At 72.4% G+C, this 17,842-nt stretch carries 14 protein-coding genes and 1 tRNA gene; 5 read left to right on the top strand and 10 right to left on the bottom strand.

What is annotated here, in order from left to right; translation table 11 throughout:
* Window positions 1–11 precede the first annotated feature (11 nt).
* Window positions 12–797, bottom strand: a complete 786-nt coding sequence (locus AB0442_RS11335; RefSeq protein WP_366162227.1) for a helix-turn-helix domain-containing protein — start codon at window positions 795–797, stop codon at window positions 12–14.
* Window positions 798–911: 114 nt separating this feature from the next.
* Window positions 912–994, bottom strand: a tRNA-Leu gene (locus AB0442_RS11340).
* A 92-nt stretch (window positions 995–1,086) separates the two neighbouring features.
* Here AB0442_RS11340 and AB0442_RS11345 point away from each other — a divergent pair.
* Window positions 1,087–1,746, top strand: a complete 660-nt coding sequence (locus AB0442_RS11345; protein ID WP_344624020.1) for a response regulator — start codon at window positions 1,087–1,089, stop codon at window positions 1,744–1,746.
* A gap of 90 nt (window positions 1,747–1,836) precedes the next feature.
* Here the strand turns inward: AB0442_RS11345 and AB0442_RS11350 are convergent, their stop codons facing one another.
* From AB0442_RS11350 to AB0442_RS11380, 7 genes are all read right to left on the bottom strand, one after another.
* Window positions 1,837–2,553 carry an ABC transporter ATP-binding protein gene (locus tag AB0442_RS11350; RefSeq protein ID WP_263105900.1) on the bottom strand — a complete coding sequence of 239 codons (717 nt, stop codon included), beginning with the start codon at window positions 2,551–2,553 and terminating at the stop codon, window positions 1,837–1,839.
* On the bottom strand, window positions 2,550–3,401 hold the full coding sequence (locus AB0442_RS11355; protein ID WP_366162228.1) for an ABC transporter ATP-binding protein: 852 nt from the start codon (window positions 3,399–3,401) through the stop codon (window positions 2,550–2,552). The genes AB0442_RS11350 and AB0442_RS11355 overlap by 4 nt, the downstream gene beginning before the upstream one ends.
* An 8-nt stretch (window positions 3,402–3,409) precedes the next feature.
* Window positions 3,410–5,236: a branched-chain amino acid ABC transporter permease gene (locus AB0442_RS11360; protein WP_363540396.1), complete on the bottom strand. Its 1,827-nt coding sequence runs from the start codon at window positions 5,234–5,236 to the stop codon at window positions 3,410–3,412.
* Between the two features lie 17 nt (window positions 5,237–5,253).
* A complete protein-coding gene (locus tag AB0442_RS11365) occupies window positions 5,254–6,183 on the bottom strand; it encodes a branched-chain amino acid ABC transporter permease (RefSeq protein WP_030262518.1) in 930 nt (309 codons plus the stop codon).
* 167 nt (window positions 6,184–6,350) lie between these two features.
* Window positions 6,351–7,577 (bottom strand): branched-chain amino acid ABC transporter substrate-binding protein, encoded by a 1,227-nt coding sequence (locus tag AB0442_RS11370; RefSeq protein ID WP_363540395.1) that lies wholly within the window; start codon window positions 7,575–7,577, stop codon window positions 6,351–6,353.
* 286 nt (window positions 7,578–7,863) lie between these two features.
* The gene (locus AB0442_RS11375) at window positions 7,864–8,526 is read right to left on the bottom strand and encodes a Tat pathway signal sequence domain protein (RefSeq protein ID WP_366162231.1); all 663 of its coding nucleotides are present in this window, start codon (window positions 8,524–8,526) and stop codon (window positions 7,864–7,866) included.
* A gap of 129 nt (window positions 8,527–8,655) precedes the next feature.
* A complete protein-coding gene (locus tag AB0442_RS11380) occupies window positions 8,656–9,111 on the bottom strand; it encodes a hotdog fold thioesterase (RefSeq protein ID WP_344624025.1) in 456 nt (151 codons plus the stop codon).
* Between the two features lie 252 nt (window positions 9,112–9,363).
* On the opposite strand from AB0442_RS11380, the gene polA reads away from it, so the two are divergent.
* The 3 genes from polA to AB0442_RS11395 all read left to right on the top strand — a co-directional run bounded on the left by polA (window position 9,364) and on the right by AB0442_RS11395 (window position 13,786).
* On the top strand, window positions 9,364–12,042 hold the full coding sequence (gene polA / locus AB0442_RS11385; protein WP_366162306.1) for a DNA polymerase I: 2,679 nt from the start codon (window positions 9,364–9,366) through the stop codon (window positions 12,040–12,042).
* A 233-nt stretch (window positions 12,043–12,275) separates the two neighbouring features.
* Complete coding sequence (locus AB0442_RS11390) at window positions 12,276–12,869, top strand: DinB family protein (RefSeq protein ID WP_366162233.1); 594 nt, start codon at window positions 12,276–12,278, stop codon at window positions 12,867–12,869.
* 389 nt (window positions 12,870–13,258) lie between these two features.
* Complete coding sequence (locus AB0442_RS11395; protein WP_366162235.1) at window positions 13,259–13,786, top strand: hypothetical protein; 528 nt, start codon at window positions 13,259–13,261, stop codon at window positions 13,784–13,786.
* Between the two features lie 367 nt (window positions 13,787–14,153).
* Here AB0442_RS11395 and AB0442_RS11400 read toward each other — a convergent pair whose 3' ends face one another.
* On the bottom strand, window positions 14,154–15,842 hold the full coding sequence (locus AB0442_RS11400; RefSeq protein WP_366162237.1) for an RICIN domain-containing protein: 1,689 nt from the start codon (window positions 15,840–15,842) through the stop codon (window positions 14,154–14,156).
* A 356-nt stretch (window positions 15,843–16,198) separates the two neighbouring features.
* Here AB0442_RS11400 and AB0442_RS11405 point away from each other — a divergent pair, with 356 nt between their 5' ends.
* Window positions 16,199–17,752, top strand: a complete 1,554-nt coding sequence (locus AB0442_RS11405) for a sigma-70 family RNA polymerase sigma factor (protein ID WP_366162238.1) — start codon at window positions 16,199–16,201, stop codon at window positions 17,750–17,752.
* Window positions 17,753–17,842 lie beyond the last annotated feature (90 nt).

Raw genomic sequence — 17,842 nt, forward strand, 5'->3', positions numbered from 1 at the left:
GCACCCGTGGGTCACCACTTCGGGCCGACGTGCGCGTCCACCAGCGCCACCGAGGCACGCCGCGCCACCGAGACGTTCACCTGACCCCGGGGGCGCGGCACCGAGGCCCGCCACTCGACGCCGACGGCGTCGAGGGTGTCGGTGAAGATGCGCCGGATGTCGGCGGAGGTATTGGTGAAGAACCACCGCGGGTACTCGTGGCGGCGGACGGTGCCGCCCACCGTGTGGGTGGCCCAGTTGGTGATTCGGCAGCCGTCGGAGTGCAGCAACCCGCGCAGCAGCTCCCACGGGTGGGCGTCCACCGCCGCCTGCTGCCAGGGCTCCAGGACTATCCGGCGCTCGTGCTTGCGGCCCGGGCCGTGCTGGGGGAAGTGGCAGACCAGGTGGGTGGAGTACACCTTGACGTCGTGGCAGCCCTCGCGCCGCACCCGGCACGGGGAGTTGTTCGGCAGGACCCGCCGCATCGCCCGCTCCACCGAGTCCATGACGCCCGGCCACCGGTCGTCGCAGGTGATGGTGAGGTGCGGCGCCCGCTGCCGCGGAGGGTGGAGGATGTGGCCGTCGCCGAGGTAGAGCCCGAGCAGGTGGCAGTAGGCGGCGGTGTCCAGCGGGTCGCCGTGGCAGTGCGGGCAGGTCGACCGCTTGCGGCCGGGCAGTTCGCCGCGGCGGGCGTTCTCCCGGTGCTTCCACCAGGCGACGGTGCCGGGCGGCACCCCGAGCCGGCGGGCCACCTCCGCGTTGGGCACGCCCGTGCGCAGCAGCCCGAGGGCCTGTTCCCTCACCGTGGGTTCGCTCATGCGTCCACGATGCGGCCGCGAGGTCCGGGTGCGGAGCGGACGGGGACGAACTCACCCGTGACGGTGAAAATGCCATATCGGCGGTAACGCCTGTGAATCGCAAGCGATCGAAGGTGCCGGGTGCGGGATTCGAACCCGCAAGCCCTCTCGGGCAGATGTGTTTGAGACATCCGTGTATGCCGTTCCACCAACCCGGCTCGGCTGGGCGTGAGCAGGATACCCTGTGCGCGTCTGATGCCGCAGCTAGGTAGGCTCGTGCATGCAGCACCCCGCCGGAACAAGGAGCCCCGTGAGCACCGCCGACGAGCAGCCCCAGCCGCTTGAGATCGAGTCGCCCCAGATCACCCGCATCGTCATCGCCGAGGACGAGGCGCTGATCCGCCTGGACCTCAAGGAGATGCTGGAGGAGGAGGGATACACCGTCGTCGGTGAGGCCGGGGACGGCGAGACGGCGGTGAAGCTGGTCGAGGAGCTGAAGCCGGACCTGGTGATCCTGGACGTGAAGATGCCCGTCCTGGACGGTCTGTCGGCGGCCGAGCGGATCCACGAGCAGCACCTCGCACCGGTGCTGATGCTGACGGCGTTCTCGCAGCGCGAGCTCGTCGACCGCGCCCGGGACGCCGGTGCGATGGCGTACATCGTGAAGCCGTTCAGCAAGAGCGACCTGGTGCCGGCGATCGAGATGGCGGTCTCGCGCTACACCGAGATGCGCACGCTGGAGGAGGAGATCGCCGACCTCTCGCAGCGGCTGGAGACCCGCAAGCTGGTGGACCGGGCGAAGAGCGTGCTGCAGACGAAGTTCGGGCTGACCGAGCCGGCCGCGTTCCGCTGGATCCAGAAGACCTCGATGGACCGCCGGATGACCATGGCCGCCGTGGCGCAGGCCGTGATCGAGGAGGGCGAGGCGCAGGACCGCAAGAAGGCCGACGCGGGCAAGGACGAGGGCTGACGGGGCTGACGCGGCCCCGCCCGGGACGCACCGGGAACGCCAGGAGGCCCGGCCGCCGATGTGGCCGGGCCTCCTGCTGCGTGTGCCGGGTCAGTCCTCGCCGAGGTAGGCCTTGCGGACGGACTCGTCGTGGAGCAGGTCCGCGCCGGTGCCGGTGAGCACGATGCGGCCGGTCTCCATCACGTAGCCCCGGTCGGAGAGCGAGAGCGCGGCCTGCGCGTTCTGCTCGACGAGCAGGATGGTGGTGCCGGAGGCCTTGAGCTCGACGATGGTCGCCATGATCTTCTGCATCATCAGCGGGGACAGGCCCATCGAGGGCTCGTCCAGCATGAGCAGCTTGGGACGGGACATCAGGGCGCGGCCCATGGCGAGCATCTGCTGCTCACCGCCGGACAGGGTGCCCGCGGCCTGCTTGCGGCGCTCGCCGAGGATCGGGAAGAGCGCGTAGGCGCGCTCGACGTCCTCGGTGATGCCGGCGGAGTCCTTGCGCAGGAAGGCGCCGAGGAGGAGGTTCTCCTCGATGCTCATGCGCGGGAAGATGTGCCGGCCCTCGGGGGAGTGGGCCAGGCCCAGCGACACGATCTTGTGGGCGGGGACGGTGGAGAGCGCCTGCCCGTCGAAGGTGATCTTCCCCTGGGTGGGCTTGAGCAGCCCGGACAGGGTGCGCAGGGTGGTGGTCTTGCCGGCGCCGTTGGTGCCGATGAGCGTGGTGACCTCGCCCTGCTTGACGGAGAAGCTGATCCCCTTGACGGCTTCGATCTTGCCGTAGGAGACGCGGAGGTCCTCGACCTCGAGAAGAGCTGTCACTGGTCTGCCTCCGTGCTTGCTGCCGTGTCGGTGGCGCCCTCGAGGGGCGCACCGAGGTAGGCGGTGATGACGCGCTCGTCGTTCTGGACGGTCTCCTTGTCGCCCTCGACGATCTTCTGGCCCTGGACGAGCACGGCGGTGCGGTCGCACAGGTTGAAGATGAACCGCATGTCGTGCTCGATGACGAGGATGGAGATGCCCTTGTCGCGGATCGCGAAGACGAGCTCCTCGGCGGCGCGGGTCTCCTGCGGGTTCATGCCGGCGGTGGGCTCGTCGAGCAGCAGCAGGCCCGGCTCGCTGGCCATGGCGCGGGCGATCTCGAGCTTGCGCTGCTCGCCGTAGGGGAGGTTGCGCGAGAGGTGGTCGGCCTTGTGGTCGAGGCCGATGAACTCCAGGAGTTCCATGGCCTTCTCGCGGCCCTCCGCCTCGGCCTTCTTGTAGCCGGGGCCGCGCAGCAGGGCGGAGAGCAGGCCCTCCTTGGTGCGGGTGTGGCGGCCGACGAGGACGTTCTCCAGGACGGTCATGTTGGCGAAGAGCCGGATGTTCTGGAAGGTCCGGGCGATGCCGGCGGAGGTGACGAGGTGGGGCTTGGGCGGCAGGACGGTGCCCTGGTACCGGACGGTGCCCTCGGTGGGGACGTACAGGCCGGTGAGGCAGTTGAAGAAGGTGGTCTTGCCGGCGCCGTTGGGGCCGATCAGGCCGACGATCTCGCCCTTGTTGACGGTGAGGTCGACGTTGTTGACGGCGGTGAGGCCGCCGAAGCGCATGACGACGCCGCTGGCTTCGAGCAGGGGGGTGGCGGCCGCGGTGCCCTCGGGGCGGGGGGCCGGGACGGTCTGGGTGGTCATGGTGTGTCTCACGCCCCTGCGGTGGTGAGGCCGGCGGTGCTGCCGGGGTCGGTGCTGGCGGGTGCGTCGTCGGTCTCCGCCGGGGCCGCGTCGTCGGTGTCCTTGTCGTGGAACTCGAGCTGGGCGCGGCGGTTGGCGATGAGGCCCTCGGGCCGCAGGCGCATCAGGAGGACGAGCGCGATGCCGAAGACGAGGAGCTGGTACTCCTTCAGGAAGACGAGCTTCTCCGGGATCAGGTAGAGCAGGGTGGCACCGAGCAGCGGGCCGGCGATGGTGCCCATGCCGCCGAGGACGACGGCCGCGACCAGGAAGGCGCTGTTGGGCGGGACGGCGCCGGCGAACTGGTAGGGGTCGGGGACGACGCTGTAGCTGACGTGGGCCATGACGGTGCCGGCGAGGCCGGCGAGCGCGGCGCCGAGGGCGAAGGCGAGCAGCTTGAGCTTGAAGCCGTTGATGCCCATGGCCTGTGCGGCGGTCTCGTCCTCGCGGATGGCGACCCAGGCGCGGCCGATGCGGGAGTCGTTGGCCCGGCTGAAGACCGTCACGACGAACGCGGTGACGAGCAGCATCAGCAGGAAGTAGTTGGCGAAGCGTCCGAGGGTGAAGGCACCGAAGGTGTGCGCCTGGCCGAAGTCGAACCCGAGGATGTCGAGGTCGGGGATGTTGCGGATGCCGTTCGGGCCGTTGGTGACCTTGGGGCCGGAGACGCCGTCGAGGCTGTTGACCGCGATGCGGAAGATCTCTCCGAAGCCGAGGGTCACGATGGCGAGGTAGTCGCCGCGCAGCCGCAGGGTCGGGGCGCCGATGACGACGCCGAAGACCAGGGCCGCGGCCATGCCGACCAGGGCGGCGCCCCAGAAGGGCAGGTGCAGGCCGACGGGGGAGCTGGTGGAGCCGGAGACCAGGGCGGCGGCGTAGGCGCCGACGCCGAGGAAGGCGACGTAGCCGAGGTCGAGGAGGCCGGCGAGGCCGACGACGACGTTCAGGCCGAGGGCGACGGTGGCGAAGACCAGGATGTTGACGCCGACCGAGGCGAAGTGGTCGTCGCTCTGGGTGAAGGGGAACGCGGCGGCCGCGGCGAAGGCGGCGGCGGTGGTGGTGCCGCGGTGGCGGGCGGTGAGCGCGGTCAGCCGGGAGACGAGGCCGGCGCGCATCAGGGCCCAGGTGCCGAGGGCGGTGAGGATCAGGAAGCCGATGAACAGCTCGCCGTACTCGGTGACGATGCCGTAGGTGAAGACGGTCAGGCCGAGGCCGGCGACCGCGATGATGATCAGCGTCTCGACCCAGCGGTTGAGCGGCTTCGCGGGGGCCAGGTCGGGGTTCGGGCCGACGAGGCGGGTGAAGGCGCCCAGGTAGTGCCGGGTGATGGCGAGCACGCCGCCGGAGGAGGGGAGTCCGACGGTGGTGCGGGTCTGCGGCAGGCCGAGGGCGCCGATCAGGGGGAGCAGGGAGGCCACGCCGGCGATCCAGCCGCCGGGCTCCAGGTTCGCGAGGCCGCCGAGCTCGGTGGCGATCGCGATCAGGGTGAACCAGGTGGTGGCCGCGGCGGCCGCGCCGAGGACGAGGACCGGTGCCTCGGGGCCGGCGGGGGTGAGCCAGCGGGTGCCCTTCACGCCGTACAGCGGCAGCGAGAAGAGGGCGATCAGCAGGCCGGCCGCGAGGGTGAGGATCTGCAGGCCGCCGGGGTAGCCGTCGACGGTGAGGTCGCCGGGGAACTCCGAGGTCCAGGTCCAGTGGATGAACGTGGAGGCGGCGGTGGCGAGGCCGCCGGCGAGGACGAGCGCCTTGGCGGCCGGGAGCGGCAGCGGGAGGGCGGGGCTCTTGGTGGTGGTCATGGTGGCTGCTCCGTTCCTCAGGCTCGGTCCGCGACGCGCTCACCGAGTAGGCCTTGTGGCCGCACGAGGAGGACGACGATCAGGAGGACGAAGGCCCAGACGTTGGCCCAGGAGCCGCCGCCGAGCTGGTGCATGCCGGGGATCTCCTGGATGTACGCGGTGGCGAGGGCCTCCGCGACACCGAGGACGAGGCCGCCGAGCATGGCGCCGTAGATGTTGCCGATGCCGCCGAGGACGGCCGCGGTGAAGGCCTTGAGGCCGGCGAGGAAGCCCATGGTGGGGGAGACCTGGCCGTAGCGCAGGCCCCAGCCGACGGCGGCGACCGCGGCGAAGGCGGCACCGAGTGCGAACGCGATCACGATGATGCGGTCGGTGTTGATGCCCATCAGCTTCGCGGTGTCGGGGTCCTGCGCGGTGGCCTGCATGCCGCGGCCGGTGCGGGTCTTGCCGACGAAGGCGGCGAGCGCGCCCATGCAGAGCGGGGCGGCGACGAACAGGAAGATGTCGGCGGGCTGCAGGGTGACGCTGCCGATGTGGTACGGGCCGCCGGGCAGCTGCGGGAAGCTGCGGCCGGACTTGGCGCCGGGGTAGAACTGCTCGACGACCTGCTGGAGCGCGAGGGAGAGGCCGATCGCGGTGATCAGCGGGGCGAGCTTCGGGGCGCCGCGCAGCGGGCGGTAGGCGAAGCGCTCGGCGGCCACGGCGACGATCACGGAGATCAGCACGCCGCCCAGGAGCATCAGGGGCAGGGCGAGCCAGAGGCTGGTGCCGGGGGGAAGGACCAAGTACGTGGTGAGGGCTCCGAACCCACCGGTCATGAAGATCTCGCCGTGGGCGAAGTTGATGAGCTGGACGATGCCGTAGACCATTGTGTAGCCGATCGCGATCAGCCCGTAGAGGGAGCCGAGGATCAGGCCGTTGGCCAGCTGCTGCGGCAGTTCGTGCACCGCTGGGCCTCCGAGTGGATTCGGGGTGGGGTTCGCTTGCGGGGTGGGACGAACCGTTGTGGGACGGCGGGGACGCTGGTTCTCAGCGCCCCCGCCGGTGGTTCGTTCTGTTGCGTGCTGCTCCGGGTGCGGCCGTGTGGGTCGGCCGTGGGTCAACCGGGGGTGGGTCAGCCGGCGTAGGTGCCGGACTTGGCGACCGTCCAGGCGCCGTCCTTGACGGTGTAGACGGTGAGCTGCTTGTTGACGGCGTCGCCGTACTCGTCGAAGCCGACCTTGCCGGTGACACCGTCGAAGCCGACCTTGCTCATCGCGGTGACGACCTTGGCGCGGGCGTCGGACGGCACCTTGCCGCCGTTGTCGGCGACGACGGCCTTGACGGCCTGGACGATCGACCAGGCGGCGTCGTAGGAGTAGCCGCCGTAGGCCGCGTACGGGTCGGAGTAGCCGGCCGCCTTGTAGTCGGCTACGAACTTCTTGGCGGAGTCGAGGGACTCGACCGGGGCGCCGACGGAGGTCGCGAAGTCGCCGTTGGCGTTCTTGTTGGCCTTGTTGATGTACTCGGGGTCGTACATGCCGTCGCCGCCGAAGACGGGGGCGGTGACGCCGGCCTTCTTGAGCTGGTCGGACAGCGGGCCGGACTGCGGGTACTCGCCGCCGTAGTAGATGACGTCGGCGCCGGCGGCCTTGGCCTTGGTGACCACGGCCGAGAAGTCGAGGTTGTTCTCGTCGATGTGGTCCTGGCCCTTGATGGTGCCGCCGAGCTTGGTGAACTCCTTCTGGAAGGCGCCGACCAGACCCACGCCGTAGGTCTTCTTGTCGTCGATCAGGTAGGCGGTCTTCTTGCCGAGGTCGGTGTAGGCGTACTGGGCGGCGAACGGGCCCTGGATGGCGTCCGTGGTCGCGGTGCGGAAGTACGTCTTGAAGGTGCGCTTCTTCTCGGTCTCGAACTTCTCGCCCTGGGTCAGGGCGGGGTTGGTGTTGGCCGGGGAGACCTCGACCAGGCTCGCCGACTCGAAGACCTGCTGCATCGACTGGGCGACACCGGAGTTCAGCGGGCCGACGACGCCGAGGACGCTCTTGTCGGCGACCAGGGCGGTGGCGTTCTGCTGGCCTTCCTGGGGCGACTTCTTGTCGTCCAGGGCCTTCACCTTGAAGGTGACGCCGGGAACTTCCTTGTTGTCGTTGGCGATCTTGGCGGCCAGCTCGACGGAGTGCTGGATGCCGAGGCCGAGGGCGGACAGCGGACCGGTCAGCGGGGCGTCGACGCCGATGGTGACGGTGGTGCCGCCGGCGTCGCCGCTGGCGCCCGACTTCTCACCGCGGGAACCGCAGGCCGAGACGGTGAGAGCTCCGACGACTGCGATGCTCACGACAAGCAGAGAACGGTTACGCACGAAGTTCCCCTTCTGGATCAGGTAGGCAGTGCGCCGGAGTGGCGGTGCCGGGTCGCGCGCTGGGGCCTGGCCCGATCGGTTGGCGCGGTGACTGGCCGTGACTCTAGAACGGCTTCGGCAGGCTCCGGCAGACCTGCGGACATGCTGTGATTCTCTTGTTATGCGGACCTCTTCGAAAATCTCGAATATTGGTCATCCGCGCCCCGTTCTGCGCGGGCTGCTAAGTGTCGTCTCGCCCACCGAAACGGTGTCGTACAGGAAAACGCCTGCTACCGGCGGTGTTCGACTATCGGACATGAGTGTTCGTCACTGCGTGTGCGGACACCTGCGTCCGGTAACCGGAAATCGGGCACGCCGAATGCAGCCTTTGGGACAGGTCGCGGGCGTACTGAGTGCCGAGGATCTGGCTCACGGTCTCGATTGCGCGCGTGTTACGCAGCGTTACATCGAGGAAAGGCATGCCGGCGTCCGGCGGTGCCCCCGCGCAGTCCGTGACCCGGTACTCCACGGTCAGCAGCACCGGCCGCTCCGGCGTGACGGTCACAGGGAGTCCGCCCGTCACCGTGACGGACAAACCGGGATAGCTCTGGCGAACCGCCACCACCTCGTACGGCCGGTCCGCCTCCGCCGACACCCGCAGGGCGAAGACCTGCCCCGGCCCGGCCGGCGGTGCCACCGGCCCGGCGTAGTGCAGGTGGGAGACGACCGAGGGCACCGGCGGCACCTCGGCCGCCGGCGCGGGCGTCGGGTCGCGCCCGGGGTGGCGCAGCGTCAGCACCACGACCACGGCGGCGAACATCGCGGCCAGCACGATCTTCTGACGTCTGCTCAGCAGGTGGTGCAAGGGCAGCGGCGGGGGCGGCGGTGCCTCCGTCCCCTCGGCCGGCTCGATCGGGCCGAGGTGTCCGTGACCGCCGGGTGCGGCTCCGCCGTGCCGTGCGCCGGACATGCTGGTGCCCCCTCGTCCGGGAGGGTCTGCCCCCGACCGGCCGTGCCCAAACGGAGCTAGAACACAACCGCCGCGCACCCGCCGGGGAACGGCGGGTGCGCGGCGGGACGGCGCGCGGCGGGGCCGGTGCTACAGGTCGCGCAGCATGCAGGTCAGTCGGCAGCTGGTGATCCGCTTGCCGGTGTCGTCGGTGACCGCGATCTCGTACGTCGCGGCGGTGCGGCCCTTGAAGACGGCCGTCGCCACGCCCGTCACCAGGCCGGAGGTCGCCGACCGGTGGTGGGTGGCGTTGAGGTCGACGCCCACCGCGTACCGGCCCGGCCCGGCGTGCAGCATCGCGCCGATCGACCCGATCGTCTCGGCGAGCGCGGCCGAGGCGCCGCCGTGCAGCAGCCCGTACGGCTGCTGGTTGCCCTCGACCGGCATCGTGCCCACCACCCGGTCCGGCGAGGCCTCGGTGATCCGGATGCCGAGCTTCTCGCCCAGGTGCCCGCCGGAGAAGGTCTCCGGGCTGACCCCGAGCTTCGCGAAGTGGTCGAGGACGTCCTGGGGCACGTTCAGTACTACGGGGGCCGCGTCGGTCATGGTGCTCCTGCCGGTGGGGGTCACGTCGTCGTGCTGTCTGTGATCGTACGACCGGCCCTCGGCCCCCGGGGCGGCCAGGGCCGACACCGCCGCGGCCCCGGTACGGTGGCGGACCGTGTCGGTGCCGCGCCCTAGGATCGAGGCGTGGCAGAGGAACCGGCAGGAACGGACGTTGACGTGGCTGTGCAGGGTGCTGGCAAGGCTGTGCCGGACGCAGGTGGGGGCGCGGCGGGCGGCGGGCGGCGCAGGCTGATGCTGCTCGACGGGCATTCGATGGCCTACCGGGCCTTCTACGCGCTGCCCGTGGAGAACTTCAACACCACCACCGGGCAGCCGACCAACGCCGTGTACGGCTTCGCCTCGATGCTGGCCAACACGGTGCGCGACGAGCGGCCCACCCACCTCGCGGTCGCCTTCGACCTCTCCCGGCAGACCTTCCGCTCCGCCGAGTTCCCCGACTACAAGGCCAACCGCTCGGCCACCCCGGACGAGTTCCGCAGCCAGGTCGGCCTGATCGGCGAGCTGCTCGACGCCATGCACGTCCCGCGGATCACCGCCGAGGGCTTCGAGGCCGACGACATCATCGCCACCCTGGCCACGGCCGCCGCCGCCGACGGCTTCGAGGTGCAGATCGTCACCGGCGACCGGGACTCCCTGCAGCTCGTCGGCGAGCACGTCACCGTGCTCTACCCGACCAAGGGCGTCTCCGAGCTCACCCGCTACACCCCCGAGAAGGTGGCCGAGAAGTACGGCGTCACCCCCGCCCAGTACCCCGACCTCGCGGCGCTGCGCGGTGACCCGTCCGACAACCTGCCCGGCATCCCCGGCGTCGGCGAGAAGACCGCGGCGAAGTGGGTCAACCAGTTCGGCTCCTTCGACGAGCTGGTCGCCCGCGCCGACGAGGTCAAGGGCAAGATCGGCGAGAAGCTCCGCGAGCACCTCGACTCGGTCAAGCGCAACCGCATCCTCACCGAGCTGGTGCGCGACGTCCACCTGCCGCTCGGCGTCGCCGACCTCGCCCGCCGGCCCTTCGACAAGCCGGCCGTCGGCCAGATCATGGAGTCGCTGGAGTTCCGCAACCCGAACTTCCGGGAACGGGTCTACGCCATGGACCCGGTCGGCGCCGCCGAGACGGAGACCCCCGAGACCGTCGCCGGCCCCGAGGTCGACGGCGACGTGCTGACCGGGCCGGGCGCCCTCACCGCCTGGCTCGCCGAGCACGGCAAGGGCCGCACCGCGATCGCCGCCGTCTACACCTGGGCGCTCGGCACCGGCCGCGTCCAGGAGGTCGCCCTCGCCGCCGGCGACGCCGCCGCCTGGTTCGACCCGGCCGCCCTCGACCAGGCCGACGACCAGGCCTTCACCGCCTGGCTCGCCGACCCGGACCACCCCAAGGCCCTGCACATCGCCAAGCACGTCATGCGGGCCTTCGCCGAGCAGGGCTGGCGGATCGGCGGCGTCACCGCCGACACCGCCCTCGCCGCCTACCTGGAGAAGCCCGGCCGGCGCACCTTCACCCTCGACGTCCTCGCCGAGGAGTACCTCGCCCGCTCGCTCGCCCCGGCCGCCGCGGCCGAGACCGGCCAGCTCTCCTTCGACGCCCCGGAGGAGGACTCCGGCGCCGCCGCCCGCGCCCTCATGGTCCAGGCCCGCGCGATCCTCGACCTCGCCGAGCTGTTCGACGGCCGGCTCGCCGAGGTCGGCGCCGCCGGGCTGTTCCACGACATGGAGCTGCCGATCGCCGAGCTGCTCGCCCGGATGGAGCGCTACGGCATCGCCGCCGACCGGGACTGGCTCACCGGCCTGGAGTCCCAGTTCGCCGCCGAGATCCAGCGCTGCGTCGACGAGGCGCACGCCGCCGCCGGGCACCCCTTCAACCTGGGCTCGCCCAAGCAGCTCCAGGAGATCCTCTTCGGCGAGCTCGGCCTGCCCAGGACCAAGAAGATCAAGACCGGCTACACCACCGACGCCGACGCGCTCACCTGGCTGGCCACCCAGACCGCCAACGAGCTCCCGGTGATCCTGCTGCGCCACCGCGACCAGGCCAAGCTGCGCACCACCGTCGAGGGCCTGCTCAAGACGGTCTCCCCGCAGGGCCGCATCCACACCACCTTCAACCAGATGGTCGCCGCCACCGGCCGGCTCTCCTCGCAGGACCCGAACCTGCAGAACATCCCCGTCCGCACCGAGGAGGGCCGCGCGATCCGCCGGGCCTTCGTCGTCGGCGAGGGCTACGAGTCGCTGCTCACCGCCGACTACTCGCAGATCGAGCTGCGCATCATGGCCCACCTCTCCGAGGACGAGGCCCTGGTCGAGGCCTTCCTCAGCGGCGAGGACCTGCACACCACCGTCGCCTCCCAGGTGTTCGAGGTCGCCCGGGACGCCGTCGACGCCGAGATGCGCCGCAAGATCAAGGCGATGTCCTACGGCCTCGCGTACGGCCTCTCCGCGTACGGCCTCTCCCAGCAGCTCGGCATCAAGCCCGCCGAGGCCCAGGGCCTGATGGACACCTACTTCCAGCGGTTCGGCGGCGTCCGCGACTACCTCTACAACGTCGTCGAGGAGGCCCGCGCGGTCGGCTACACCGAGACCCTGCTCGGCCGCCGCCGCTACCTGCCCGACCTCACCAGCGACAACCGGCAGCGCCGCGAGATGGCCGAGCGGATGGCCCTCAACGCGCCGATCCAGGGCTCCGCCGCCGACATCGTCAAGATCGCCATGCTGAACGTCGACCGGGCCCTCACCGAGGCCGGCCTCGGCTCCCGGATGCTCCTCCAGGTGCACGACGAAATCGTGCTGGAGGTCGCCCCGGGCGAGCGCGAGCAGGTCGAGGCGCTCGTCCGTGAGCAGATGGCCGGCGCCTACCCGCTGCGCGCCCCGCTCGACGTCTCGGTCGGCTCCGGTGCGAACTGGGAGGCCGCCGCGCACTGAGCCGGTGCCCGTGCCGCGGTCCTGCCGTCACCGGCGGGGCCGCGGCACCGTGCTGTCCGGGGTCGGGTCCGGCGCCGGTCGCGGGTCAGGTAGGGCTGCAATTTCTTGCTGCAAGTTTCCGAAATTCTTTGCTGACCGCCTTGACCTCCTCCGCTCCGGAGCGGGAGGGTCGTCCCAGCGGGCGAGCGCGCCGCTCCGCGGCCGATCCGACCCACCCGAGAGGCACCCCTCGCATGCCCGGACACGTCCCGCCCGTCACCGACGAGCGCCACGCGCTGCTCGCCTACCTCGACCAGCAGCGCCAGTGCCTGCGCGTCACCGCGCACGGCCTCACCGACGAGCAGGCCACGTCGGCACCGTCCGCCAGCGAACTCAGCATCGCCGGACTGATCAAGCACGCCGCCCGCTGCGAGCGCGGCTGGATGGACCTCGTGCTGCAGCGCCGCCGCGGCCCCGAGCGGGCGGCCGAGGAGGACGACTCCTCCGACTTCGTCCTCGGGCCCGGCGAGACGCTCGCGGGCGTGCTCGCCGACTACGCGGAGGCCGCCGCCGAGACGGACGCGATCGTCGCCGGCCTCCCCGACCTCGGCCGCCCGGTGCCCGTCCCCGAGGGCCTGCCGTGGTTCCCCGCCGACGTCGACGCCTGGTCGGTGCGGTGGGTCCTGCTGCACCTCATCGAGGAGACCGCCCGGCACGGCGGGCACGCCGACATCATCCGCGAGACCCTCGACGGGGCCACCCTCTTCCCGCTGCTGGCGGCGGCCGAGCAGTGGCCCGACCCGTGGTTCCGCCCGTGGGAGCCCGCCCCGGCCGCGGGCACCGCCTGAACGGCTCCCGGGTCGGTCTAGTGCCGCGTCAGGCAACCTTCGCCCCGTCGCGACGCCCGGCACGCACTCTCGCCGCACCGGACGGAAGTCCGAGTACGTCCAGTACGAGGACTTCCGGCCGGCACGCCGGCAGCACGCACCGGACGCCGCTCCTTGACGGGCAAAGGTTGCCTGACGCGGCACTAGGTCGGGCCGCCGGGACGGGGCGTCGGCCGGCGGGAGGAGCGGTCTCCTCCGTGGGAGGGAGGTCCGCGTTCGACTCACGCACGATGACGTCGACTCGCTTGCCTGCCCGGGGTGGTGCTCCGGGAGATGCGAGTGCTCCCGTCCAACGGCCCGATGTGCCTTCGGTCTTCCGCATGTCGTACCCGTGGTGGAGGATCGGCGTCATGACGGAGCAACGGACGAACGGGGCGTCGCCGGTCGACGCGGCCAGCACGTACCTGGCGCAGCTCGGTGAGCGGCTGAGGGCCGACGGCACCCAGGTCACCGCGGCCGACTGGTGCGATCACAGCGTGGTGGTGGGCAGCCGGGGGGACCGCAAGCTGCAATGGTTCGGCACCAAGACCGAGCTGTTCGTCCTCGCCGCGGTCGTCCCCGAGATCGACGGCACCGCGCTGGTCGAGTTCACGGGATGGGCGATGGACCGGGCCAAGCACATCCGCAGCGGTCTGCCCGGCGCCCGGAACGCGGCGACGGTGTTGCCGGCCCTGATCAGCCGCAAGGTCCAGCCGTCCGCGGCGCAGTGGGCCGCAGCGGACGCCCGGCTCCTGGGGACCACCCTGATCGGCCGGCCGATCGCGGTGGAGGTGCCGGCGTCCGGGGCCTCCCGGGTCGCCATGTACCGGGGCGGCACCGCGTGGGGCGGGCTGTTCACCCGGCACGTCCTGGAGAAGGCCGCGCTCTACTTCCCGTGAGCGTGACCTCCGTGAGCGTGCCTTCCGCGAGAGTGCCTCCTGGAGTGCGCTTGCCGGGCGTGAATCCGTGCCGGAACCGCCGACACCGCCGGTGGGGCCGCCTCGGGAGCCCCGGATGGCAAAGCCTTGGCAAAGCAGCGGGTCGATCGGCCCGCATCGCCGTCCCTTCAACCAGTAGCACGGCGAATGCCGGGACGGTCCGGCGGCGACCCTGGTCGGCGCCACCGGACCTCCCGCCCCCGCGGCTGCCGCGCCGGCCGGGCACCCCCAGCCCCGGCCGGCGCCTCACGTTTCCTCGGCCTTGCCCTTCTCGCCGGCCCGCCGCTGCGCCCGGCCGCGGCCCCGCAACCCGCGTCCCGACGCCCGGTCAGACGGTGGTGAAGAGGAAGTCGTCCTTGGCGTAGTAGTTCGGCTGGTGGACCAGCGGTGAGCCGACCTCGGCCGGGCCCGGCCAGATGTCACCGGGCCCGAGCAGGTGGTCGGGGTAGTCGCTCTTCGTGACGCACGGGGCGAAGTGGAGGCGGAAGGCGGTGTTGGTCCGGTTCGGGACGGACTTCCACAGCTGCTCCTCGCGGTCGGTGAGGCACGCCCGCAGGACGACGGTGATCACGTCGCCGCCCTGGGTGGTGCCGTCCAGGCAGCGGCCGTCTGCCGCGTTGCGTACCTGGAGCAGTCCGCCGCTGTTCAGCGGGAACTGCCAGCGCTGCGACGCGCTGCCGTCGCAGGTGGCGAGGTGGACGCCGGCTGCGTCACGGCCGTCCGGGCTGACGCACAGGCCGGAGCGCACGTTCACGAGGCGGAAGGCGGGGATCCGGGGGGTGGGTGACGGCGGCGGTGTGTCCTGTGCAGTGGGTGAACCCGATGCGGGGGAGGGGGAGTTTCCGTCCGCGGTCGGGGTGGCGGGTGTCGACGGTGGGAGTGCGGTGGGGGAGGGATCCGGCGGTGGCGTGGCCCGCAGCATGGTGGGCGACGGGGAGGGCGGAGCCGGGGTGGCCGCGGTGGGTTCGGTCCGGTGGGGGCCGATGTTCGCGGCGGCCATGGTCAGGATGCCGAGGCCGAGGGCCAGGAGGGCGAGCCTGATGGTCCTGTCGGAGGGGCGCCGCAGGGGGTTGGCGGCCGGGGCCGGGCGGCGCTGCACGGAGGGTGGCGTGGGCGGGACGGGTGGCGTGGGCGGGACGGGTGGCGTGGGCGGGAGGGGCGGCCCCGGCGTTGGGGTGGCCGGGACGGTGTCGGGGGGAGGGAGCGGCAGGACCGCGGTGTCGCCGGGTTCCGGCTCGCGGTCGCCCGTCCAGAGCAGCAGTCCTTCGAGGAGTGCGGGGCGCTGCCAGGTGTGGATGGCGGTGAGGTCCGCGCGGGCGCGCGTGCAGGCGGTGCACTTGGCCAGGTGGCGGTCGAGGGCGTCGTCGCCGATGCCGCGGCGGACGGTGTCGCCCAGCCTGGCGGCCAGCTGGCGGCAGTCCCGGCGGGGCGCGTGCGCCACGTAGTACCGCAGGTAGGCGCTGTAGAACCGCTGCACGGGATCCGGCTGCGGCAGTTCGGTACCGGGGGCGTCGACGGCCGGCGGCGGGGGAGCCGGTTCGGCCGCGTCCGTCAGGCCGTGCCACAGCTCGCCCTGAAGGGCGTCGGGCAGCTTCCGGAAGGCCTGGAGGAGTCCCGAGTTCGCCTCGGCCGCGGTGACGGCGTCCCGCGCGGACCCGCCGGCGGCGCCCTGCACGGACGGGGCGAGGGGCTCCGCGCGGGGAAGGGTGCGGAGCCAGGCCGCGAAGGCGGGTGAGAGCAGCGCGCTGCGCCCGTTGTCCGCCCAGGAGGCGGCAGTGCGCCGGGCGGCGGCCAGCAGCCGTGGCTGCCGGGTGCGGGCCGGACCACCGCCGCGGGGCGCGGGTTCGAGGGTGGCCGCGAAGACCTCCTCGACGAGTTCTCGTGCTGCTCGTTCGTCTCGGCACAGCCGGCGGGCGTAGGCGACGAGGGCGTCGTCGTCGCGGGAGGCCGGCGGGTGCGCGGGCGGCCGGTGCGCGGGTTCGACGTCCGGGTGCGGGTCGACGGAGGGGTCTGACAACGGCGTTCCTTGCGCTCGTTCCGGTTCCTGCAGGGAAAGACCGTCCCGCCCGCCGAACGTCCCACATCTTTGCCAAGTCTTTGCACATGCGTGGGTGGGTGCCTCGGGGGCCACGGGATGAGCGCGAACGACCCGGGAGGGCCCGAGCGGACACCCGCCGACACCCACGGGCTCGGCCGCGCGGCCGCCCCCGCGGACGGGGTGCCGGGCCGCCCTGCGCCGCCCCCGGGGCGGATCCGGCCTGCTCAGGGCATGACACACTGGCCCGCAATCCGGCCGGGGGCGGACGATCGGCGGGCCCGAAACCGACGACCCGTCCGCCGACCGGCCATCACCGACCGAACAGGAGCAGGGGTTTGACCGCATCCGCGACGGCCCGTCAGACGGCACTCGACCACCTCAACGACGCGGAACTGGCCGCACTGCTGCGCGACGGGGACCCGCTCACCGGACCGGCCGTCCAGGACGTGATGAGCGAGGTCTTCGCCCGCCACCACACCGCCGTCCTCGCCTACGCCCGCACCTGCTGCCGCGACACGGCGACCGCGCACGACCTGGCCGCCGAAGCCTTCGCCCGGACCTACCGCGCCGTCACCACGGGAAGCGGACCCCACCACGCCTGGCGCCCCTACCTCCTGACCTGCGTGCGCCACGTCGCCGTGGAGTGGGCCCGGGACCGCGCCCGCACCCTCCTCTCCGACGACTTCGACGCCTGGGCCGAGTCGCTGCCCTGCGGTCAGGACACCGACGACACGGTCCTCGCAGCCGAAGAGGGCTCACTCGTCCTGCAGGCCTACCGGTCGCTCCCCGAACGCTGGCAGGCCGTGCTCTGGCACGCCGTGGTCGAACACGAACCCGCCGCCGCCACCGCCAAGCGCCTGGGCATCACCGCCAGCGGCGTCGGCTCCCTCGTCGCCCGCGCGTGCGAGGGCCTGCGCGTGGCCTACCTGCGCGCCCACCTCGACGACACCGCCAGCGACGAATGCCGCCACTACGGCACCATGCTCGCCGCCTCCATCCGCAGGCCCGACAAGCGCACCACCCGCCACCTCGACCGCCACCTGCGGACCTGCACCGGCTGCGCCCGCGCCGAACGCGACCTGCGCGACATCAACGGCCGCCTCGGCGCGATGCTGCCCGTCGGCGTCCTCCTGTGGAACCCCGCCGGCCTCTGGCCGTCCGTCACGGGCCACGGCCTCCACCCGGCCGCGGCCAAGGTGGCCGCGGTGTCCCGGTCCGCCGCCGGCAAGTGGACGCTGACCGCCACCGCGGTCGCCGCCGCCGCAGCGGCCGTGGTCGTCCTGACACCCGGCTCCGGCGGCACACCCGTCCGCACCCCTCCGCCCGCGACCGGCGCCGCGCCCGCCGTCCCGGCGCCGACCCTCGCGGTGGCGCCGGTCGCGGCCGTCGGGGTCGCCGAGTCCTTCCGGCCCGAACCGGCCGCGGTCATCGGCACCCCCACCCGGACGGCCCGGCCGTCGGCGTTCGCGCCGCCCCCGGGCTCCCGCGCCTTCGTCAACCGGATGACCGGCCTGTGCGCCCAGGCCGACCCCGGCGGTGCCCTCACCCAGCGCCCCTGCAACCGGACCGCAGGCCAGACGTGGATCCTGATCCCCGCCGGATCGGGGACGCAGATCAAGAACGTCGGCACCGGTCGCTGCCTGGCAACCGGCGGCAGCACGACCGACGGGGCCCCGCTCGTCCAGCAGGAGTGCGGCGCCGACGGGCGCAAGGAGACGGTCTGGACGTTCTGCGGCGGCCTGGTCGTCAACGCCGCCAGCCGCCTCGTCCTCGGCCTCGAACACCGGCCCGAGGCGGACGACCCGGGCCCGGGAGACCGGCTGACGCAGAGCCAGGACCACGAGGACAGCCCGGCGTTCCGCTGGCAGCAGCGGACATTCGGCGCGTAGGCGCCGCGCAGCCCGGGTCGCGTGCCCGGTACCGGCACACGACCCGGGAAGCCCGCCGTCCCGCGGCTCCGCCGCGGGCGGTGGTCCGCC

Source organism: Kitasatospora sp. NPDC085895, from assembly GCF_040702125.1.
Lineage (GTDB): Bacteria > Actinomycetota > Actinomycetes > Streptomycetales > Streptomycetaceae > Kitasatospora > Kitasatospora arboriphila.